Below are 19,234 nucleotides of genomic sequence, written 5' to 3'. Positions count from 1 at the left end.
TGCAAAACGCCCGCCGCATCATGCAAGAGTCAGGGGCGAACGCCGTTAAAGTCGAAGGGGCGGATGAAGTCGTCGACATGATTGCCGCGCTGACGAAAGCCGGCGTGCCGGTCGTTGCCCATCTCGGGTTGACGCCGCAATCGGTCGGCGTTCTTGGCGGCTATAAAGTGCAAGGCAAAGATGCCGAAAGTGCGAAAAAGCTGCTCGATGATGCGAAACAATGCGAGCAGGCGGGAGCGATCGCCCTTGTCTTAGAGTGTGTTCCGAAGCAGCTCGGGGCGGCCATGGCCCGGGAACTCACCATTCCCGTCATCGGCATCGGCGCTGGGGCGGAAGTCGACGGTCAAGTGCTCGTGTATCACGATTTGCTTGGCTACGGTGTCACCCGCGTGCCGAAGTTTGTGAAACAATACGCGTCCATCCAAGAGACGATCGTCGAGGCGTTAGCCAACTACGTCGCTGATGTCAAACTGCGCCAGTTCCCGGAGCCGGCGCACACGTTTACGATGAAGGAAGAAGAATGGGTGGCGCTTTACGGAGGAAAGCAAGGATGATCGTGATGGATCAGATTGCAGCGATGCAGGCGCTCATGCGCCAATATCGCCGTGAAGGAAAGACGATCGGGTTCGTTCCGACGATGGGCTATTTGCATGAAGGGCATACCTCCCTCATCGATCGGGCGCGCGCGGAAAACGACATCGTCGTCCTAAGCGTTTTCGTCAACCCGCTTCAGTTCGGACCGAACGAAGACTTTGCCCGCTATCCGCGCGATTTCGAGCGCGACCGGCGCATCGCCGAACAGCATGGAGTCGACGTCTTGTTCCATCCGGAAGCGGACGAGATGTATCCGGAGCCGCTTACCGTACGAGCGATCGTTCAAGCGCGCGCCGACGTGCTGTGCGGACGGTCGCGCCCCGGCCATTTTGACGGCGTGGCGACGGTGCTCATTAAGCTGTTCAACATTGTTATGCCCGACCGCGCGTACTTTGGGATGAAAGATGCCCAACAGGTGGCGGTCGTCGACGGCTTGATCCGCGATCTCAATTTTCCGATCGAGCTCGTGCCGGTGCCGACGGTCCGCGAGGCGGACGGGCTGGCGAAAAGCTCGCGCAACGTCTATTTGTCGCCGCAAGAACGGAGTGAGGCGCCGGCGCTGTATGCAGCGCTTCAAGCGGCCGCTTCCGCCGTCGAACGAGGAGAGCGGAGCGCAGCGGCCATCCGCCGGATGGTTAGAGAGCATATTGAAGCGCATACGCACGCTGAGATCGATTATGTCGAAGTATGTTCATATCCGGATTTGACGCCGCTTGAGACGCTCGCCGGGACAGTGCTGATCGCTGTCGCCGTCCGATTTGCGAGCGCCCGGTTGATCGACAATATCATGATTGAGTTGCCCAAAACCGGCGAACAAGGGGATGGAAAGGGGGAGCAAGCATGTTTCGCACGCTCATGAACGCCAAAATTCACCGCGCTCGTGTAACAGAGGCCAATCTCGATTACGTCGGCAGCATTACGATCGATGAAGATATTTTGGATGCCGTCGGCATTGTGGCTAATGAAAAAGTACAGGTAGTGAACAATAATAATGGAGCCCGTTTTGAAACATACGTCATCCCCGGCGAGCGCGGCAGCGGCGTCTTTTGCCTAAACGGCGCCGCCGCCCGCCTTGTGCAAAAAGGGGACGTTATTATCGTCATCTCATATGTGCTCGTTCCAGAGGAAAAAATCGCCGCCCATCGACCGAAAATCGCGATTATGGACGAAAACAACCGGATTGTGCAGCTCATCGCCGAAGAGCCGGCGCATACGGTTTTATGAGGGCAAAAAGGGGCTTTCCGCCCCTTTTCGTTTTGAGGTGATCGTTTATGGCAACGCGCTTTGTCATCATTGACTTGGAGACAACCGGAAATGGGCCGAAAAAAGGCGATCGGATCATCCAGCTCGGCATGGCGGTCGTCGAAGATGGCCTGATTGTCGAACGGTTTGCCAGCTTTTTTAACCCGGAACGGCCCATTCCGCTGTTCATTCAGCAGCTGACGAACATCAACGAACAGATGGTCGAAGGAGCGCCGCTGTTTGCTGACAAGGCGGGCGAGATCGCCGCCTTGATGCACGGTGCTTACTTTGTCGCCCATAACGTCGACTTTGATTTGCCGTTTTTGCAGGCCGAGCTTGAACGGGCTGGCTGGCCGCCGTTTTCCGGTCCGACGATCGATACGGTCGAGCTCGCCCGCATCGTGTTGCCGACTGCCGAAAGCTATAAGCTCGGCGATTTGGCGAGGCAGCTCGGCCTCCACCACAATCGTCCGCATCAAGCGGACAGCGATGCGGAAGTGACCGCCAAGCTGTTCATTGCCTTGCTCAAGCGGCTCTCCCGTCTGCCGCTTATGACGCTTGAGCAACTGCGCGGTCTTGCCCGCCACTTGAAAAGCGATATTTACTTGCTCCTTGATGCGGTCATCGCCAAAAAGCGGAACAAGGCGCCGGCCGACCGCGCTGTCGCCGTATACCGCGGCATTGCGTTGAAACAACCGGCGCCGGAGCCAGATGAGAGCGATCGGCGCCCCGCTTTGGCTTCGTTCGCTGCCTTTTGCGAACAGGAGCCGCCCCTTCCGCTTCCCGGCTACAAGCGGCGCGTGGGGCAGTGGGAGATGATGCGGCTCGTTTATGAGGCGCTGTCGACGTCCCAGCACGCGCTCATTGAAGCAGGGACCGGACTTGGCAAATCGCTCGCCTATTTGATTCCCGCTGCTTTTTTTGCCTGTGAGCAGCAAGAGCGGGTCGTCATCAGCACGCATACCCTCCAGCTGCAGGAGCAGCTCATTCGCCGCGATTGGCCGGTATTGCGGCAAATCGCGCCGTTTCCGCTCCGCGTTGCCGTTTTGAAAGGGAAGCAAAATTACTTATCCCTTGACAAGTTCGCTTCGTTTTTGTCGGAGCCGTCTGACACGTACGATGCGGCTCTCTTGAAGTGCCAGGTGCTCGTTTGGCTGCTTGAGACCGACAGCGGCGACTTGGACGAATTGAATGTGTCATCCGGCGCCCGTCTCCTATTGTCCGCGCTTGCCATCGGCGAAGAGGAAGACGGCGGGCGGCATCATTTTTTCGCCCGGGCGAAAGAGCGCTCCGAACGGGCGGATGTGGTCATTACCAACCATGCGCTTTTGCTTCATGATTTGACCGGCCCGGCGCCGCTTTTGCCGCCGTTTCGCCATCTGATCATCGATGAGGCGCATCGGCTTGAAGATGCCGCCGCCCGGTGTTTTGGCGAGCAGATTAGCTATGTGTCGTTTCGCCTGCTGACCGCCAAAATCGCGCAGACGATCGCGAAATGGGTAGAAGCAGAACAGGACGCACCGAATGGGGCTCTTGTCCGTTGCCAGCAACGCCTTGAGGAGCTGCAGTTTGAAGGGGACGAGCTGTTCCGCCTGTTGCGCCGCTATGCNTTGGACAAAAAGCCGGCTCGCGCTGGACGTTGCCGCTATCGCTTTTCGCCGACGGACGAACAGAGCCGGGCGTGGCAGGCGGCGGTGGAGTTATGCTGGCGCCTGCGCGATTTGGCGGCGGCGCTATCCGCTGAAGCGAAGCCGCTTCTATCCGCTGATACGAGTGGCGATTTCCCACCATCCGCCTTGCTGTCGGCTGATTTGGCGGCTCTCAACCGGCAAATGGCTGCGCTCGTGCGTTTGCTGACCGAAAAGGAGCCGGGTGTCGTCCGGTGGATCGAAGCGGACGAAAAAGGGGCGGCGAACGCTGTCCGCCTTTACTCGCAGCCGGTTGACCTTGCTGACTTTTTCGCCGATCAACTGTTTATGAAAAAACGGAGCGTCGTTTTGACGTCGGCGACGCTCACTGTCCGCGGCCGGTTCACGTATATGGCGGCGCGTCTCGGTCTTGAGGATTTTTATCCACTTTGCCGCTCGTTTCCGTCGCCGTTTCGTTACGAGGAGCAGGCCGCGCTCTTCGTGCCGGCGGACATGCCGCTCGTTTCTGCCGTGCCGCTTGAAGATTACGCCGAAGCGGTCGCCGCTTCGGTGCTTGCGATCGCCCGACGCCTCGGACGGCGGGTGCTTGTGTTGTTCCCTTCGTATGAACTGTTGAAACTGACGGTTGATGCGTTGAAGACGGAGGAAGAAGGCGAGCCGTTTGTTTTGATCGCTCAAGGGGTGCAAAGCGGCAGTCTGGCAAAGCTCTTGCGGACGTTTTTGCAGTTTGAGCATGCGGTGTTGTTTGGGACGAGCAGCTTTTGGGAAGGGGTCGATCTGCCAGGTTCAGCGCTCGATGTGCTTGTCATCGCCCGCTTGCCGTTTGCGCCCCCGGACGATCCCGTGATGGAGGCAAAAAGCGAGCGCATTCGCCTAGGAGGCGGCGATCCGTTTTCCGAGCTGGCGCTTCCTGAGGCGGTGCTTCGTTTTAAGCAAGGGTTTGGCCGTCTCATTCGCACTGAAGACGACAAAGGAGCCGTATTTGTGCTGGATCGGCGGCTGATGTCTTCCCCGTACGGCGCGGATTTTCTCGCTTCCTTGCCGCCGCTTTCGGTGCATGAAGGCGCGCTTTCTGAGCTGCTCGACGAAGCGGAAACTTGGCTTTCGTAAAGCGGGCTTTATTTCTCATAAAGATGGACGAAACGGCGCAATCTAAAGGTGTCAGGCGGCAAAAAACCCCGCATGAAGCGGGGGCAAAGAAGCAAATTGGCGTTGACGGTGTAGGCGGGCAAATTTGTTATGAAATGATCGGACAAACCTGCTATAATAGGAAAGAAGCACAACTGCGATGACAGTTTGCGCCTTGCCGTTTGGCTTTGTCGGCTTGGCCGCAGAGGTGCGAAGAAGCACGCCTTTGATGTCACCTTCGCTGTATTTGTATTGTTGCCGGAGCCGCCGGCGTGTATAAGTAACAAAATTTGCGCCGCACAGGAGGAAACGACGAAAATGGAAAGCAAAATCGAAGTGCTCGCTACCGTCAAAGTTCAGCACTCCGACGACTTGTACAAAATTGTCGACTGCTTGAACCGAACGCTGAAGCGCGACAATTTGATGTTTGGCCTTGCCTTGGATGAAAACGACAAGCGCCAGGCCATCTTTACGATTTATCGGACGTGATCACGATGAAAAAGTGGGGTTGGTTCACTCTGCTTTTTTTTGGATTCCTCATTTGGCAGGCATGGTCGATTTATGACGAGGCGATGGCGTCCAAGCGGCTGATGGTGGAACATGCGTTGGCGCGGGCGAAGGAAGCCGCCGGGCTTGCTGATGTGAAGAAAGTCTATACATATTATGGCGACGAAGCGTGCACCGTATTCATCGGAAGAACAAAACAAGGGAAAGCGGTCGTCGTTTGGGTGCCTGAAAAAAAGGGGAGTGTCGTCGTCAAGGGCGTGGACAGCGGCATCAGCGAGGCGGAAGCGCGCGCCATTTTGCAACGCGACCGCCGACCGCGGCGCATCATCGACGCGACGCTTGGCATGGAAAAAGGCGTGCCTCTTTGGGAGTTGACATATATTGATGCGGAAGGAAGGTATTCGTTTTATTACCTTCACTTTGCGGATGGGGCCTTCCTGAAGAGGTACAGTTTTCAACAGTGAGGACGTGAGGGGGAAGAAGCGATGAAACTGGCAAAACGGGTGGCGTCGCTGACGCCATCGGCGACATTGGCCATTACGGCGAAAGCAAAGGAACTGAAAGCGGCCGGATACGACGTGATCGGCCTTGGGGCCGGCGAACCGGATTTCAACACGCCTGAGCACATTATCGCGGCGGCCATCAAGGCGATGAATGAAGGGCATACAAAATATACGCCATCAGGCGGGTTGCCGGCACTGAAAGAGGAAATCATCAAAAAATTTGCCCGCGATCAAGGGCTTTCATACGAGCCGGCGGAAATCATCGTCTGTGTCGGGGCGAAGCATGCGCTTTATACGCTCTTTCAAGTGCTGCTTGATGAAGGCGATGAGGTCATCATTCCGACGCCGTATTGGGTGAGCTACCCGGAACAAGTGAAGCTGGCTGGCGGCGTTCCGGTTTACGTTGAAGGGCTGGAAGAAAACGACTTTAAAATGACGCCGGATCAGCTGAAACAGGCGATTACCCCGAAGACGAAGGCGGTGATTATCAACTCCCCGAGCAATCCGACCGGCATGATTTATACGGCCGAGGAGCTGAAAGCGCTCGGGGAAGTATGCTTGGCGCATGGCGTGTTGATCGTTTCGGACGAAATTTATGAAAAATTGATTTACGGCGGGGCGAAACATGTGTCGATCGCCGAACTGTCGCCGGAGCTGAAGGAGCAGACGATCATCATCAACGGCGTATCGAAATCGCACTCGATGACAGGGTGGCGCATCGGCTACGCGGCTGGACCGAAAGATATCATTCAAGCGATGACCGATTTAGCAAGCCATAGCACATCGAATCCGACATCGATCGCTCAATATGCGGCCATTGCCGCCTACAGCGGGCCGCAGGAGCCGGTCGAACAAATGCGCCAAGCGTTTGAAAAGCGGCTTGACATCATTTATGACAAGCTTGTGCAAATTCCAGGCTTCACCTGCATCAAACCGCAAGGAGCGTTTTATTTGTTCCCGAACGCCCGAAAGGCGGCGGATATGGCCGAATGCCGCACGGTCGACGAGTTCGTCGCCGTCTTGTTGGAGGAAGCGAAAGTCGCGCTTGTGCCTGGTTCTGGGTTTGGGGCGCCGGATTACGTCCGCTTGTCGTACGCGACCTCGCTTGAGGCGCTCGAGACAGCGATCGAACGCATCCGCCGGTTTATGGAGGCGCGGGCCTAAGGCGCTTTGCGCCAAGGTGTCAGAGTGGAAAGAAAAAGGGCGGCTTTGTTTGGCGCAAAGCCGCTTTTTCCGCGTCGGTCTGTCGGCTGGCTCCGGGCGGCTGCGCCGAAGGGCGATTGGTGGGGGCAGCATCGTTTTGCGCTGCTTTGGCTGGTCGTTGCCGTGACGCCGACGGAACGGTATAATAGCGAATGATGGACGTGTCGATTATTGGAGGGAATCAGTGCGTGAAAACGACGACGATTGCGGAAGTGAATCAATACGTAGGACAACAAGTGACGATCGGCGCTTGGCTCGCGAACAAGCGCTCAAGCGGGAAAATCGTCTTTTTGCAGCTGCGCGACGGCACTGGCTTTATTCAAGGCGTCGTCGAAAAGGCGAACGTCTCGGAAGAGGTGTTTCAACGCGCAAAAACATTGACGCAAGAAACGTCGCTCTATGTGACGGGCACGGTGCGCATCGACGAGCGCTCCCCATTTGGCTACGAGCTGTCGGTTGCCGATTTGCAAGTCATTCAAGAAGCAGTTGACTATCCGATTACGCCGAAAGAGCATGGCGTCGAATTTTTGATGGACCATCGCCACCTTTGGCTTCGGTCGCGGCGCCAGCACGCGATCATGAAAATTCGCAACGAAATTATCCGGGCGACGTATGAGTTTTTCAACGACCGCGGGTTTGTGAAAGTCGACGCCCCGATTTTGACTGGCAGCGCACCGGAAGGAACGACCGAACTGTTTCATACGAAATATTTTGATGAGGATGCCTATTTGTCGCAAAGCGGCCAGCTCTACATGGAAGCGGCGGCGATGGCGCTCGGCAAAGTGTTCTCATTCGGCCCGACGTTCCGCGCCGAAAAATCGAAAACACGCCGCCATTTGATCGAGTTTTGGATGGTGGAGCCGGAAATGGCGTTTTATGAGTTTGAAGACAATTTGCGGTTGCAAGAAGAGTACGTCTCCTACCTTGTGCAGTCGGTGCTCGAGCGCTGCCGGCTTGAACTCGGGCGGCTCGGGCGCGACGTGTCGAAGCTTGAGCTGGTCAAACCGCCGTTTCCGCGCCTAACGTATGATGAGGCGATCAAGCTGCTTCATGAAAAAGGATTGACCGACATCGAGTGGGGCGATGACTTCGGTGCGCCGCATGAGACGGCCATCGCCGAAAGTTTTGACAAACCGGTGTTCATCACCCACTATCCGACCTCTTTGAAGCCGTTTTATATGCAGCCGGACCCGAACCGCCCCGACGTTGTGCTATGCGCCGATTTGATTGCGCCGGAAGGATACGGGGAAATCATTGGCGGCTCGGAACGGATTCACGATTATGAGCTGCTCAAGCGCCGCCTTGAAGAGCACCATTTGCCGCTTGAAGCGTATGAATGGTATTTGGATTTGCGCAAATACGGTTCTGTGCCGCATTCAGGGTTCGGGCTCGGCTTGGAGCGCACTGTCGCTTGGATTTGCGGCGTCGAACATGTGCGCGAGACGATTCCGTTCCCGCGGCTGCTCAACCGGCTTTATCCGTAAAAAACCCCCTGCAAAAAGGGGGTTTTTTCGCCGCCGTCATGTTATACTATAGTTGAGGTGCATCGGCATGGAAAAGAAAAAGGTGGCCGAATGGCTGGCGCAAGGAAGCATCGCCGTCCCGAAGCTGTTGCTTGGCCACTACAAGCAGCTTGGGTTGGGCGAGGGGGAGCTCGTCTTGCTTTTGCATATGCAGTCGTTTTTCGAAGAAGGCGTCTTGTTTCCGACGCCGGCCGAGCTGGCCGAAAGAATGACGGTCTCGGCAGCGGAATGCATGGAGATGGTGCGTCGGCTCTTGCAAAAAGGGATGATCGCGATTGAAGAGCATACGGATGAACAAGGCATTCGCAACGAAAAATATACGCTTGAACCGCTTTGGGAGAAGCTCGTGCATCATTTGTACACCCAGGCGGCTCAACAGGGGGAACTCGGCCGGCAGGAGGAAGAGGAGAGCTTATACACCGTTTTTGAGCAGGAGTTTGGCCGCCCGCTCTCCCCGTTCGAGTGTGAAACGCTTGCGATGTGGATCGATCAAGACGGCCATGAGCCGGCCATCATTAAAGCGGCGCTGCGCGAAGCGGTGCTGTCGGGGAAGTTGAATTTCCGCTACATCGATCGCATCTTGTTTGAATGGAAAAAGAACGGCATTCGCACGATTGAACAGGCGCACGATTACGGCAAAAAGTTTCGCAAGCCGTCCTCCCGTTCCGCGAGACAGACGGCGGGAGAATTTAAACAGACGATCCCGTTTTTCAATTGGCTCGACTCGTAACGAGAGGCGCTGTCTCTCGTTTTTGTTTGTCCAAAAATGGCCAATCGAACCGGTAAAAGGCGTCGTTTTGTTCGGGCCAATATGGCAATAAGGAGGAGACGAGGTGCTGACAAAGCAACAAATCCGCTACTGTTTGGATGAGATGGCAAAAATGTTTCCAGATGCGCATTGCGAGCTGGTGCACCGCAATCCGTTTGAGCTGCTGATTGCGGTTGTTTTGTCGGCGCAATGCACCGATGCGCTCGTCAACAAGGTGACGAAACGGCTGTTTGAAAAATATCGGACACCGCACGATTATATTGCGGTGCCGCTTGAGGAGCTCGAGCAAGATATCCGCTCAATCGGCTTATATCGGAACAAAGCACGAAACATTCAAAAGCTGTGCGCGATGTTGATTGACAAGTACAACGGCGAAGTGCCGCGCGACCGCGATGAGTTGATGAAGCTGCCGGGCGTCGGGCGGAAGACGGCGAACGTCGTTGTGTCCGTTGCGTTCGGCGTGCCGGCCATCGCGGTTGATACACACGTCGAGCGCGTCAGCAAACGGCTCGGCTTTTGCCGCTGGGACGACTCGGTTTTGGAAGTCGAGAAGACGCTGATGAAAATCATCCCAAAAGAAGAATGGTCGATCACCCACCACCGAATGATTTTTTTCGGCCGCTACCATTGCAAGGCACAGTCTCCGCAATGTCCGTCATGTCCTCTTCTTCATTTATGCCGTGAAGGAAAAAAACGGATGCGAAAACGGGAGGAAAAAGCGGCAAATCAGAAGTGAACGGAGCCGTGAAAGGGCTTGGTGAAGAAGGGCCAGCAGCATGCCGGTCGGTCATGAAAAAACGGATGGCGCAAAAGCCATCCGTTTTTTGGGAATGCAACGGTTATGGACGGGTGCCAAGACCCGCTCCGGATCCGTTTTTTAACGGCGGGGAGACAGGCGGCGTTCCGCTGTTTGCACCCGTTCCACCGTTCGTTCCGTTCGTTTGGCCGCTGTTGTTCGTTCCTTGGTTGTTTGTTCCATCCGTTTGGCCATTGTTTTGGTTGGCCCCGCCGCTGTTGCCATTTTCTTGTCCGCCGCTTGCGCCGCCGTTTTGTTCATTGTTGTTTCCCTGACCGTTTTCGTTTCCGTTATTCCCGCTGTTGCCTTGATCGGTGCCGCCGTTTTGCCCGCCGCTGCCTTGGCTGTCATCCCCCGGTTGTTGTGGCACGGGAGTTTGATCTTCTCCGCCGGGGACATGAACGCTGGCTATGGCCGGTTTGCTCATTCGTTCGCCGTCTTTTGCGTACACGGCGATTGTGTACGTCCATCCTGGCGTCGGATTGGAAATCGTGATCGAACGGTCTTTTGTGGTGATCGTATTCGTTTGACCTTGGCCATCTTTGACGCGCACCTCGAAGATCGTCTCATCGGTTTGCTCATCGTATGACCACGAAACCGAGATGGCGTTCGCCGCTTGGTCGTACACAGCGGTCAACCCTTTCACCGCCGGCAGTTCTTCCGGCACGTCGTTCGCCGTCTCCGTCGGCTCAGTGCCGCGCACGAACAATTCATACGTAATTTCGCTTTCCGGCGTGTATTTGCCGGCGAGCTTCGGCGGGTTTGTGCCTTTTTTGATCGGCAGCTTGACGACGCTGTCCGGCTGTTTGAATTCCCCACTACCGTCATCGATGTGGGACATGATGTCTCTGAGCAAATATTTCGGGATTTTCTGCTCATATTTATCAAGCTTTGCCGTGCTGCTTCGCTTGCTGAAGCCGACCCAAATGGCCGCCGTATAGTTTGGCGTATAGCCGACAATCCAGCTGTCCGGCACATCGTCCCGGTCAAGGCCGAATTTTGCTCCATCTTTCCCATAGTTCGTCGTCCCTGTTTTGCCTGCGAGCTCAAGTCCTGGAACATTGGCCAATTGACCTGTTCCGGAGCGGATGACAGACTTCAGCACGTCCGTGATCATGTAGGCGGTATAGTCGTGCATCACTCGTTTTGGTTTGGGTTGCAAATCCATTTCCGTGCCGTCCGGGAAGACGATTTTTGTCACGGCATATGGCTTCGTATAGACGCCGTTATTACCAAAAGCAGTGTACGCTCCAGCCATTTGCAGCACCGATACGTAGCGGGATACTCCGCCGATAGCGTAAGGCTCATATACTTCATCAAAGCCCATGCCGAGTCGGTTAGCGAACTCCATCGCCCGCTCTTTGCCGACGGCTTGATAGGTTTTGAGCGCCGGAATGTTGTATGACCACGTGAGAGCTTTGCGCAATGTCACCGGCCCAGCGTATTTTCCGCCGGCGTTGCGGATCGGCGTGCCGTCCGAATACGTATACGGCTCGTCAACAAGAATGTGCGCTGTTGACCATTTTAAATATTCAATCGCCGGGCCATAGTCCAAAATCGGCTTGATCGTTGAACCGGGCTGGCCGACCGGTTGGATTGCGTAGTTGAAGCCGAATTCGATATTGTCGCGATGGCGACCGCCGCCTAACGCGCGAATGGCGCCTGTTTTGGTGTCGACGACGGCGATGCCGGATTGCAAATCCTTCTTATTGGTAAAGTATTTGTCAGAGTTTAATAGCTTTTCTACGTATGTTTGAACGTTTTGATCGAGCGTTGTATAAATTTTCAGCCCATCTTCAAAGACGTTGACGTTCGCTTTGTCGGTCACTTCTTTGATTACTTCGTCAATGAAGGCGTCATATGGTACATCATTTTGCGATTTTTTCCGTTTTGTCAGCATCGATTGAATCGGGACTTGTTTCGCTTTTTCCGCTTCTTCCTGGCTGATAAAGCCATGTTTCACCATAAGCGACAATACCGTATCGCGCCGTTTTTTTGCCGCCTCTGGATGGTCATACGGATTATACCGGTTTGGACTTTGCGGCATGCCGGCAAGCAAGGCTGCTTCCGGAAGAGTGAGCTCTTTCAAGTCCGTCTTGCCAAAATAATATTCGGCGGCGCGAGCGACGCCATAAATGCCGTCTGAATAATAAATTTTGTTCAAGTACATTTCCAAAATTTCATGCTTCGAATATTTTTGTTCCAGCTGCAGTGCCAGCCAAGCTTCTTGCGCTTTCCGTTCCAGCGTTTTTTTGGATGAGAGAAACGTCATTTTGACGACTTGCTGGGTGATCGTGCTGCCGCCTTCTGCACCAAATCCTTCCTTGATGTTGGCGAGGACGGCGCCGGCCAAGCGGACGATGTCGATCCCGTGGTGTTCATAAAAGCGGGCGTCCTCTGTTGCCAAGACGGCATCTTCAAGCACTTTCGGCACGTCTTTATACGAAATGTACGTTCGCTTGTAGCCGCCAAGCTCCGCTACTTGTTTTCCATTCATATCGTACAAGACGGAAGAAAGCGGATCTTTAATTTTGGCCTCATCCAGCGGAGGAGCGTCCTTAACGAAATAGGCGAAAGTGGCAATACCCCCGATGGCGCCAAGGACCATCATCAGCAATATCGCAATGGCGATGGTTTTTAACCACGATCTTCCTCGTTTCGTTTTCGCTTTCTTCTGTTTCGTTTGTTTCGCTGCCTGCTTTCGTTCTACGCGAGAACGATATTCACCAGACATAAGCAAATCCTGCCTTTCTTACAAGTTTTCACTTCAACGGGTGAAGTACACGTTGTCTACTACACTAATATAATCAATTCTCGGCTGGTAGCCAAGCGGAATGGAATGTCCATGCCGTTCGATCTCTTGTTTCGGAATCGACTTTCGTCCGCCGGCTTCCTGTTTGTTCCACCAAGCGATCAAATGAGAGGCGTCAAGCAAATACGTTTCATTGAGCAAAGAAAAACGCAAAATCGCAAAACAAATGCCGCCGTGGGCGACGACTTGCTCCATATGGCGGATTTGATGAGCGTGGAAATTTTTCAGCGGAAACGCCGTTTTGTTTTTTGTCTCTTTCGCCTCAAAGTCGATGTACTTGCCGCGGTACACACCGTTGTAGTCGGTCGTCGACGCTTGCCGGAAGTAGGCTTCGGTAATGACGGCGGCGCTCCGTTTCGGATAGTCGACGCGCACGATTTGCACCGGGGTCGGCTTTTTATGGATGACAGCGATGCCGCGTTCCCGGTAATATTCATTCGTCGCGTTTAAGTCGTCTTCGAGCGTCATGCCGCGATTGGCATAATCGGCCGCCGGCCGGCGCGCGGCGTTCGGCTTGTTTCCGCGATACTCTTTTCCGCTCGGGTATTTGAGTGCCATCGCGTTCATCTCCTTTGAATGGTTTTTATTATACCATACGCTCCGGTCATATGCGCTCTTTTTCTTTTCCTCCTTTCGACTGAAGGCAAGCGAAGGAGGTCAATGTCGAATGGCGGCTGCTTGCCACTTTCTTTGCCGAATTCGTTCTACTTTTGTCGCCGCAGCAGGAGTCGTCCTTCCCGCCGCGAATGGAATATCATCATGCGAGAAATGGGGGAGAGGGAATGGAAAAACGGCTCGTGAAAAAAGAGGAGATCGAAAAGCAGCTGCAGGAAATTGTTGCACTCATCGAGCAGGTCGATGCGAAAATGGAAAAAGTGATCGCCGATGTCATCGAAGAGCGTTATACGCAAAATCAAGCACAGCTCGGGCGGCTTGAAGGGCAGATCGCCGGCGTGGAACAGCGGCTTGAGAAGGAGAAGCAGCGTGCTGCACTTCCGCTTTCGTCGAAACTGTATTTGGTGTGAGCCGGTCGGTATGGTATCATCAAACAGAAGCGCATCGCGGCAAAACGCATCCGTTCTCCGGGCCATAGGGCACATGGGCAAACCGGATTTGCCGGCATGGATAAGGAGGAGGCGCCATGGAAAAAGAGCTTAAGGCGTTGACGAAGCGGCTGCAACAATACAACGAACAGTTGCTTTTGATCGCCCGGCGCGCCCGCGAGCGGAACGAGGAGCCGGATTTTTTTGGCGACGTGAAACCGATGGCCGAAGAGGTGCAGGCCGTTGCCGAACGGTGGAAGGACGCCGCTTCCCGCTGGGTCCGCCATGCGCGGCCGAAATATGTCCATGAGCGGCAAATTGAAGCCGCCGCCGACCATATGGCGAAGCTGTGCGTTGAGGCATTTTATCCATCCGTTCCTGAGCGCCGCATCAAGCAATACAGCCAGGCCGTCGCTTATACGCTGGCGCTTGTCAAGGAACGGCTTGACGACACGAGCGAAGCAGGCAAGGAGAGGCTTTGACGGGGCAGGAGAAAGCGGCCGCACGGAAAAAGGGGCTGACCCAAAACGCGAGTGCGTTTTGGATCAGCCCCCTTTTTTGTTTTATGTGTCTTTGCCTGTTGTGATCGAGACAGGGCCGCCTTCTGCAGTAGCGACGGTGTTGATCTCGTATTCGACCCGCTCCGTATGCTTGGGCGGCGCTGGTTTTCCATGTTTCGGCTTTTCATGGTCATGGCCTTTCAATTTATGGTTAAAGTGGACGCCTCGACCCATCGCCAATCCCCCCTTGCACGACAATTCCTCTTGCCTCTTTAGGGTGGGAAGAAACATCGTTTTTTATGCGTCTTGAGGAACAGGGGCAAAAAAAAGAAGGGAAAAGCTCCCTCATCGTCCTACAGCCCAGCGTATTCCCCTGCTTCATCCGGCTGAGAGGCGCCGGCTTTTTCGAGCTCACGCACGAGATCGCGGTACTCGGCGAGCGAAATTTCCCCGCGCAAATACAGACGGCGGGCAAAATCAAGCAGTTCGTTCGCCTCAGCCGGTTCGCAATGTTTGACCGCCATAAACTTATGCTTTAACTCCGTCACGTTCATTGATGCTTTTCCCCCTTCCCCCTTTTTTACATCGTACCATAAAAATAGGAAGAAAGAATGATTTCGGAAAATTAAAACTTCCGACAAGAGATGACATGTCCGTACACGCCATCGGGCGCCGTCACATATACTAGTGGCAGCCCACCTCTTCGGCCTGGAAGGTTGGTGGCTCATCAGCATGAATGTTGTTCGTTTGCGTGCGAAACAGCGCACGGCCGCATCTTGCCTGTACGAGCCGCTTTCTAGGCAAGGGGGAATGGACACCAACAATGGGGGAGAAGGAATATGCATCGTTACTCGCGCCCGGTTTTACCACCGCCCACGTATGGTCCCTATGGCTTAGGCAGCCATTATCATCCTTACTTCCACTATGGAGGTTCATCTTTTCCATCGGCGCCGGGGCACTGGCCCTTTTTTCCGTCCACCCATGCCGCCCCGCCTCCCCATCCGGCGTCATACCCAAAGCCGGGGCCGCTTTTGCCGCCGCCGCGCCCGTCGTTTCTCGCCCAGTTTAAAAACAGCGACGGAACGTACGATATCAACAAAATGATGAGTACCGTGGGGCAAATGATCAATACGGTCAATCAAGTGAATGGCGTGTTGAAAGGATTGCTCGGTACGTTTAAAAAATGAAACCGCGTCATGGCGCGACGGTCGAGCGCGCTTGAAAAAGGGAAACCGCTCCGCCGTTTGCACGGGGAGCGGTTTTCACGTTGTCAAATGAGCAACTCATACACTTCATTGAGCTGATACACGCGCTCATAATCGCGCTCATCCATCGCATAGCGGATTTCATGGGGCAAAATGCGGTCCAAAAAGGCGCTTTCTTCTTGCGTCAAGTCGCGGACAAATTCCCCTTCGCCTCGGTATGGTTTGCTGATCAGTTTTTTGTAAATGCGTTTTGGGGTGTCGCCGTGGTGATCCAAATAGTTGGACAGCACTTCGCGCAAGTAAGCGAGTGTTTGTTCCATCATCGTCCGCCCCCTTCAAAAAAAGAGACAAACTCTTTGCTTGTGTTTGTGCGGCCTTGGACGTACGGATTTTCTTCCGTCACGCGGTCCGGGTCGAGGTTTGTTTTGATGACAAGCATCGGCTCATCCGACGGCTCGTTGATCAGTCGGTCGTTCAATTGTTTGAAATCGGGCAGTTTCGCCATTCGTTTTGCACCTCCTATCAGTAGCGTAGCTTGTCAGCCGAGAAAGTATGTATGCACATCGTGTTGGCCGCAGCAAGGCAAGCGAATGGCAAACAATAAGGGGGTGATGGCGGTGACAGACCACAACGACAACTGGAAGCGGAAAAACAAATACACGAACCACCGCGAGGAAATCGCCAACGAATGGGTGATCAAAAAAGGAACACCGGAAGAGGGCGAACGTTCCGGAAATTCACCCCATAAACAATAGAAGCTGGATAAGAAACAAGCCGCTCCCCATGAAGGGAACGGCTTGTTTCACGTCCAAGCGCGGCGCTGGCCGCTGCCAAAATGGTTTTTGAACGCACACACAGGCTGGATCGTCTTCAATCGATATCGATATATTTCCGTTTTTGCGGCAGCTGGATGGTGAGCGTCCCATTTTGAAACGAGGCTTTCACCTCATGCTCAGCGACCGGATACGGAAACGGAATCAGCCTCGCCACGCGCCGCCGTGCGTGGCGGCGTTCGTATACATGGCCGTGATGATCTGCCGATTCAATTGTTTCATTGTGATCGACGATCAGCTGCAGCCCATCTTCCTGCCATTGCAAGCTGATTTGTTCCCTTTTGATGTCAGGCAGCCGGACAATGATTTGGTAATCGTGCTTCGTCTCTTTCACCTCGATCGGAATGTACGCTGCAGCAAACGTTTGTGCGAAATAGTCATCGAGCGTTTCAAACAGTTTTTGCAGCGGCCGTTCATCAAACCATTGATTCATCATTTTCCGCAAATGATGGAACGGGTGATGGCCTCCCCCATTGGCTGGTGGTTGAAACGATTCATTCATTGCGCTCTCCTCCTTTTTTCAAAACAGCGAAATGGTTCTGTCGGGACGCTGCCGATTGGCAAAGCGATTCACTGTCAATGTATGTACAGAGCGCAAAAAAAGCTACTTCATACTTTTTTAGAGAGTTTTCATCTTGTTTTAACCCGGATGGAATATAATGACACCACCATCCATGAGATGCACATCAATAACGCTGTCGGTTGCCCGGCGGCGGGAGGAGGGATGGCGCGATGCATTGGGTTCATTGGCTGGTGACATTGTTTTTTTCGGGAACAGCCGTGTCGCTTCTTTCTTATCAAGTGTTTGAAATCGTTCAAGCCATTGTTGATTGGATCGTTGACCGCCATTCATAAACAGCTGCCTGCGCCGCTTTTTGCCGATTCATTTTTGAGGGCGTCCCTAACAGGCGCCCCATTCCTTTTTTGACTGCTGGCTGTCCGTTGGCGGTGAACGATTTGTTGTGTATAGTTAAAGATGTATAAAGGTGGAAGCAGCAACAGCCGCAAGAGAGGAGGAGCAACTGATGAACGGACGTATTTTATTGATTGAAGATGAAGCCGGGCTCGCCCGGTTTTTGGAGCTTGATTTAAAGCACGAAGGCTTTGACGTGCATGTATGCGCCGATGGACGCGAAGGGCTCGAGCTCGCTCTTTCGGAGCAGTGGGATCTCATTTTGCTTGATGTGATGCTGCCGCGTTTAAATGGCATGGAAGTATGCCGCCGCATCCGGGCGGCGAAATCGACGCCGATCATCATGATCACAGCGCGCGACAGCGTGTTTGACCGCGTCATGGGGCTCGATAACGGGGCCGATGACTACATCGTCAAACCGTTTGCCATTGAAGAGCTGCTCGCCCGCATCCGCGCCTTGTTCCGCCGCGTTCATCCGGAAGCGAACGCCCAAGTGTTGACGTTTAAAGATTTAGTCGTTGACGTGCAGGCGCGCACAGTGAAAAAAGGAGACGAATTTATTGAGCTGACGAAGCGCGAATACGATTTGCTCGTCGCCTTTATGCAAAACATCAATGTTGTCTTGACGCGTGATGCGCTCCTTGACAAAGTGTGGGGGTTCGACGCCGAGGTTGAGACGAACGTCGTTGACGTCTACGTTCGCTATTTGCGGCAAAAGCTTGACGAACACGATAAAGAGCGGTATATCCAAACGGTGCGCGGCACGGGATATGTGATGCGGCCATGAAGAGGGAGGCGATTCGCCGGCTTTCGCTGAAAGGGAAGCTGACCGTTTTGTCGGCCGGGGCGATTTTCATTACGTATTTTGTGTTTACGTTTTTGCAATATCATATGGTCAAACAATGGCTGCTGAAGGAAGAAGAAAAAACGATGGAACAAACGGTGGCGGAAATTGAAACATATTACGCGGAAAAACGTAATCTATCATGGGAAGGGATTCGCCGCAGCCGCGCGTTTTTGGAAAAGCTGAATGAACGCTACCAGCTCATTCGCGTTACGGATGAGAAAGGAAACGTCATCGTCTCCGTTTCAAATGGGGCGGCGGTGTCGCTATCGCCAAGCGAGATGCCCGACAAGCGGAAGATGGATGAGCATTTCATCAACAATGAGCGATTTTTGCTGCTCCGTCAGCCGCTGCATATCGGCAACTTGCATGGAACGATCGAGATCGCCCGTCGGCTGGCGAGGTTCCAGCAAGTGACCAACACACTCTTTCTCATCATGACGGCGATCGGCTTTTTGGCCATGGCGGCAAGCGCTGTCGCCGGCCGGTTCGTGGCGCAAAGCTTCGTCCGGCCGTTGCAAACGCTGGCCAAAACGATGGCGGACATTCAAAACAACGGGCTGAAACGGCGCATTGATGTGCCTCCGGCGCGCGATGAAATCGCGGAACTGATGGTGATGTTCAACGGCATGATGGATGAAATTGAGCGGTCGTTCGCCATGCAGCGGCAATTTGTCGAGGATGCGTCCCATGAACTGCGCACGCCGCTCGCCATTTTGCAAGGCCATCTTTCGTTGCTGCAACGATGGGGAAAGCACAATCCAGAGATTTTAGAAGAATCGCTCGAGGCGGCGGTGAAAGAAGCGGAGCGGCTGAAGCGGCTCGTTCTCGAGCTTCTTGACTTGTCGCGCGCCGAGGCGATCACGGTGCCGGATGAGGTCGCGCCGATGGATGCCGCGGCGGCTGTCGGACAAGTCGTCAAAAATTTCCGCGTCTTGCACCCAGATTTCCAATTTCTGATTGACCAGCCGGATAAGCCGATTGCGCGCGCGGCGATGGCGAAACATCATTTTGAACAATTGCTGTTCATTTTGCTTGACAATGCGGTAAAATATTCTCAGCGAGTGAAACAAATCGCGATTTCCTTGCGCGAGGAAGGGCCGTTTGTCATCGTGTCCATCCGTGATTATGGCATCGGCATTCCGAAAGAAGAGCTGAAAAACGTTTTTT

General features: G+C 54.2%; 26 protein-coding genes and 1 pseudogene. 20 read left to right on the top strand and 7 right to left on the bottom strand.

Translation table 11 applies throughout. The features are described 5' to 3' along the window. From panB to nth, 13 genes and pseudogenes are all read left to right on the top strand, one after another. Nucleotides 1-554: 3-methyl-2-oxobutanoate hydroxymethyltransferase (panB, locus tag VU18_RS09075; protein ID WP_047758198.1), on the top strand; the 554-nt coding region annotated here is incomplete at its 5' end. Continuing rightward, nucleotides 551-1,453 (top strand): pantoate--beta-alanine ligase, encoded by a 903-nt coding sequence (gene panC / locus VU18_RS09070; RefSeq protein ID WP_014196191.1) that lies wholly within the window; start codon nt 551-553, stop codon nt 1,451-1,453. The genes panB and panC, both read left to right, overlap by 4 nt. Further along, nucleotides 1,435-1,818 (top strand): aspartate 1-decarboxylase, encoded by a 384-nt coding sequence (gene panD / locus VU18_RS09065; RefSeq protein WP_013144919.1) that lies wholly within the window; start codon nt 1,435-1,437, stop codon nt 1,816-1,818. Before panC ends, panD begins: the two co-directional genes overlap by 19 nt. A 47-nt stretch (nt 1,819-1,865) precedes the next feature. Then, a pseudogene (locus tag VU18_RS19935) lies at nt 1,866-3,445 on the top strand (exonuclease domain-containing protein); the annotation flags it as partial. A gap of 1 nt (nt 3,446) precedes the next feature. Then, a partial coding sequence (locus tag VU18_RS19930) for a helicase C-terminal domain-containing protein (protein ID WP_304413651.1) occupies nt 3,447-4,595 on the top strand: 1,149 nt, incomplete at its 5' end. Between the two features lie 23 nt (nt 4,596-4,618). Continuing rightward, entirely contained in the window at nt 4,619-4,777 is a 159-nt protein-coding gene (locus tag VU18_RS19925; RefSeq protein ID WP_236687343.1) for a hypothetical protein, read from the top strand. 154 nt (nt 4,778-4,931) lie between these two features. After that, the gene (locus VU18_RS17395) at nt 4,932-5,102 is read left to right on the top strand and encodes a YpmA family protein (protein ID WP_011231659.1); all 171 of its coding nucleotides are present in this window, start codon (nt 4,932-4,934) and stop codon (nt 5,100-5,102) included. Between the two features lie 5 nt (nt 5,103-5,107). Further along, nucleotides 5,108-5,584, top strand: a complete 477-nt coding sequence (locus VU18_RS09050; RefSeq protein ID WP_011231658.1) for a DUF5590 domain-containing protein — start codon at nt 5,108-5,110, stop codon at nt 5,582-5,584. A gap of 21 nt (nt 5,585-5,605) precedes the next feature. Next, nucleotides 5,606-6,787 carry a pyridoxal phosphate-dependent aminotransferase gene (locus VU18_RS09045; RefSeq protein ID WP_021322199.1) on the top strand — a complete coding sequence of 394 codons (1,182 nt, stop codon included), beginning with the start codon at nt 5,606-5,608 and terminating at the stop codon, nt 6,785-6,787. 16 nt (nt 6,788-6,803) lie between these two features. Continuing rightward, nucleotides 6,804-6,953, top strand: a complete 150-nt coding sequence (locus VU18_RS18155) for a hypothetical protein (RefSeq protein WP_014196185.1) — start codon at nt 6,804-6,806, stop codon at nt 6,951-6,953. Nucleotides 6,954-7,014: 61 nt separating this feature from the next. Next, nucleotides 7,015-8,310, top strand: a complete 1,296-nt coding sequence (gene asnS / locus VU18_RS09040; RefSeq protein WP_011231656.1) for an asparagine--tRNA ligase — start codon at nt 7,015-7,017, stop codon at nt 8,308-8,310. Between the two features lie 67 nt (nt 8,311-8,377). Further along, on the top strand, nt 8,378-9,079 hold the full coding sequence (locus VU18_RS09035; RefSeq protein ID WP_011231655.1) for a DnaD domain-containing protein: 702 nt from the start codon (nt 8,378-8,380) through the stop codon (nt 9,077-9,079). Between the two features lie 103 nt (nt 9,080-9,182). Further along, nucleotides 9,183-9,854, top strand: a complete 672-nt coding sequence (nth, locus tag VU18_RS09030; protein WP_011231654.1) for an endonuclease III — start codon at nt 9,183-9,185, stop codon at nt 9,852-9,854. A 103-nt stretch (nt 9,855-9,957) separates the two neighbouring features. Here nth and VU18_RS09025 read toward each other — a convergent pair whose 3' ends face one another. Together VU18_RS09025 and recU are read right to left on the bottom strand one after the other, a co-directional pair. Further along, a complete protein-coding gene (locus VU18_RS09025) occupies nt 9,958-12,648 on the bottom strand; it encodes a penicillin-binding protein 1A (protein ID WP_047758030.1) in 2,691 nt (896 codons plus the stop codon). A 33-nt stretch (nt 12,649-12,681) separates the two neighbouring features. Then, entirely contained in the window at nt 12,682-13,284 is a 603-nt protein-coding gene (recU, locus tag VU18_RS09020; protein WP_011231652.1) for a Holliday junction resolvase RecU, read from the bottom strand. Between the two features lie 224 nt (nt 13,285-13,508). Here recU and VU18_RS09015 point away from each other — a divergent pair, with 224 nt between their 5' ends. Both VU18_RS09015 and VU18_RS09010 read left to right on the top strand, forming a co-directional pair. After that, a complete protein-coding gene (locus VU18_RS09015; protein WP_014196179.1) occupies nt 13,509-13,751 on the top strand; it encodes a hypothetical protein in 243 nt (80 codons plus the stop codon). Nucleotides 13,752-13,867: 116 nt separating this feature from the next. Continuing rightward, complete coding sequence (locus tag VU18_RS09010; protein WP_013144929.1) at nt 13,868-14,251, top strand: YppE family protein; 384 nt, start codon at nt 13,868-13,870, stop codon at nt 14,249-14,251. An 81-nt stretch (nt 14,252-14,332) separates the two neighbouring features. On the opposite strand, the gene VU18_RS18360 is transcribed toward VU18_RS09010, so the two are convergent. After that, complete coding sequence (locus VU18_RS18360) at nt 14,333-14,503, bottom strand: hypothetical protein (RefSeq protein WP_013144930.1); 171 nt, start codon at nt 14,501-14,503, stop codon at nt 14,333-14,335. 119 nt (nt 14,504-14,622) lie between these two features. Further along, entirely contained in the window at nt 14,623-14,823 is a 201-nt protein-coding gene (locus tag VU18_RS09005) for a YppF family protein (protein ID WP_011231648.1), read from the bottom strand. A 285-nt stretch (nt 14,824-15,108) separates the two neighbouring features. Between VU18_RS09005 and VU18_RS09000 the strand changes: the two genes are divergently transcribed. Then, a complete protein-coding gene (locus tag VU18_RS09000) occupies nt 15,109-15,456 on the top strand; it encodes a YppG family protein (RefSeq protein WP_011231647.1) in 348 nt (115 codons plus the stop codon). Between the two features lie 83 nt (nt 15,457-15,539). On the opposite strand, the gene VU18_RS08995 is transcribed toward VU18_RS09000, so the two are convergent. Next, nucleotides 15,540-15,794 (bottom strand): sigma-G-dependent sporulation-specific acid-soluble spore protein CsgA, encoded by a 255-nt coding sequence (locus VU18_RS08995; RefSeq protein ID WP_011231646.1) that lies wholly within the window; start codon nt 15,792-15,794, stop codon nt 15,540-15,542. After that, a complete protein-coding gene (locus VU18_RS08990; RefSeq protein ID WP_011231645.1) occupies nt 15,794-15,979 on the bottom strand; it encodes a hypothetical protein in 186 nt (61 codons plus the stop codon). Before VU18_RS08990 ends, VU18_RS08995 begins: the two co-directional genes overlap by 1 nt. A gap of 85 nt (nt 15,980-16,064) precedes the next feature. Between VU18_RS08990 and VU18_RS18240 the strand changes: the two genes are divergently transcribed. Beyond that, nucleotides 16,065-16,229: a hypothetical protein gene (locus tag VU18_RS18240; protein ID WP_185968123.1), complete on the top strand. Its 165-nt coding sequence runs from the start codon at nt 16,065-16,067 to the stop codon at nt 16,227-16,229. 115 nt (nt 16,230-16,344) lie between these two features. Here VU18_RS18240 and VU18_RS08985 read toward each other — a convergent pair whose 3' ends face one another. Continuing rightward, nucleotides 16,345-16,809 carry an Hsp20/alpha crystallin family protein gene (locus VU18_RS08985; RefSeq protein ID WP_011231644.1) on the bottom strand — a complete coding sequence of 155 codons (465 nt, stop codon included), beginning with the start codon at nt 16,807-16,809 and terminating at the stop codon, nt 16,345-16,347. Nucleotides 16,810-17,039: 230 nt separating this feature from the next. Here VU18_RS08985 and VU18_RS21100 point away from each other — a divergent pair, with 230 nt between their 5' ends. The 3 genes from VU18_RS21100 to VU18_RS08975 form a co-directional block, all read left to right on the top strand. Further along, the gene (locus VU18_RS21100; RefSeq protein ID WP_011231643.1) at nt 17,040-17,162 is read left to right on the top strand and encodes a hypothetical protein; all 123 of its coding nucleotides are present in this window, start codon (nt 17,040-17,042) and stop codon (nt 17,160-17,162) included. A 170-nt stretch (nt 17,163-17,332) separates the two neighbouring features. Then, entirely contained in the window at nt 17,333-18,007 is a 675-nt protein-coding gene (locus tag VU18_RS08980; RefSeq protein ID WP_011231642.1) for a response regulator transcription factor, read from the top strand. Next, nucleotides 18,004-19,234 (top strand): histidine kinase dimerization/phospho-acceptor domain-containing protein (locus VU18_RS08975; RefSeq protein ID WP_047758195.1); only part of this gene is annotated, 1,231 nt, incomplete at its 3' end. The genes VU18_RS08980 and VU18_RS08975, both read left to right, overlap by 4 nt.

The organism is Geobacillus sp. ZGt-1, from assembly GCF_001026865.1.
GTDB lineage: Bacteria > Bacillota > Bacilli > Bacillales > Anoxybacillaceae > Geobacillus > Geobacillus thermoleovorans.
The sequence above is the reverse complement of the archived record's forward strand: the minus strand, read 5'-3'. Positions and strand labels throughout refer to the sequence as shown.

Excerpts from the sequence above, each read along its gene's own strand:
- panD (WP_013144919.1), top strand. The coding sequence starts at position 1,435 with ATGTTTCGCACGCTCATGAACGCCAAAATTCACCGCGCTCGTGTAACA.
- VU18_RS09015 (WP_014196179.1), top strand. The coding sequence starts at position 13,509 with ATGGAAAAACGGCTCGTGAAAAAAGAGGAGATCGAAAAGCAGCTGCAG.
- VU18_RS09035 (WP_011231655.1), top strand. The coding sequence starts at position 8,378 with ATGGAAAAGAAAAAGGTGGCCGAATGGCTGGCGCAAGGAAGCATCGCC.
- VU18_RS08990 (WP_011231645.1), bottom strand. The coding sequence starts at position 15,979 with ATGGCGAAACTGCCCGATTTCAAACAATTGAACGACCGACTGATCAAC.
- recU (WP_011231652.1), bottom strand. The coding sequence starts at position 13,284 with ATGGCACTCAAATACCCGAGCGGAAAAGAGTATCGCGGAAACAAGCCG.
- VU18_RS18240 (WP_185968123.1), top strand. The coding sequence starts at position 16,065 with ATGGCAAACAATAAGGGGGTGATGGCGGTGACAGACCACAACGACAAC.
- VU18_RS09010 (WP_013144929.1), top strand. The coding sequence starts at position 13,868 with ATGGAAAAAGAGCTTAAGGCGTTGACGAAGCGGCTGCAACAATACAAC.
- VU18_RS21100 (WP_011231643.1), top strand. The coding sequence starts at position 17,040 with ATGCATTGGGTTCATTGGCTGGTGACATTGTTTTTTTCGGGAACAGCC.
- VU18_RS08995 (WP_011231646.1), bottom strand. The coding sequence starts at position 15,794 with ATGGAACAAACACTCGCTTACTTGCGCGAAGTGCTGTCCAACTATTTG.
- VU18_RS09045 (WP_021322199.1), top strand. The coding sequence starts at position 5,606 with ATGAAACTGGCAAAACGGGTGGCGTCGCTGACGCCATCGGCGACATTG.
- VU18_RS09025 (WP_047758030.1), bottom strand. The coding sequence starts at position 12,648 with ATGTCTGGTGAATATCGTTCTCGCGTAGAACGAAAGCAGGCAGCGAAA.
- VU18_RS09050 (WP_011231658.1), top strand. The coding sequence starts at position 5,108 with ATGAAAAAGTGGGGTTGGTTCACTCTGCTTTTTTTTGGATTCCTCATT.
- VU18_RS09000 (WP_011231647.1), top strand. The coding sequence starts at position 15,109 with ATGCATCGTTACTCGCGCCCGGTTTTACCACCGCCCACGTATGGTCCC.
- VU18_RS18360 (WP_013144930.1), bottom strand. The coding sequence starts at position 14,503 with ATGGGTCGAGGCGTCCACTTTAACCATAAATTGAAAGGCCATGACCAT.
- VU18_RS08985 (WP_011231644.1), bottom strand. The coding sequence starts at position 16,809 with ATGAATGAATCGTTTCAACCACCAGCCAATGGGGGAGGCCATCACCCG.
- VU18_RS17395 (WP_011231659.1), top strand. The coding sequence starts at position 4,932 with ATGGAAAGCAAAATCGAAGTGCTCGCTACCGTCAAAGTTCAGCACTCC.
- VU18_RS19925 (WP_236687343.1), top strand. The coding sequence starts at position 4,619 with ATGGACGAAACGGCGCAATCTAAAGGTGTCAGGCGGCAAAAAACCCCG.
- panC (WP_014196191.1), top strand. The coding sequence starts at position 551 with ATGATCGTGATGGATCAGATTGCAGCGATGCAGGCGCTCATGCGCCAA.
- VU18_RS09005 (WP_011231648.1), bottom strand. The coding sequence starts at position 14,823 with ATGAACGTGACGGAGTTAAAGCATAAGTTTATGGCGGTCAAACATTGC.
- VU18_RS08980 (WP_011231642.1), top strand. The coding sequence starts at position 17,333 with ATGAACGGACGTATTTTATTGATTGAAGATGAAGCCGGGCTCGCCCGG.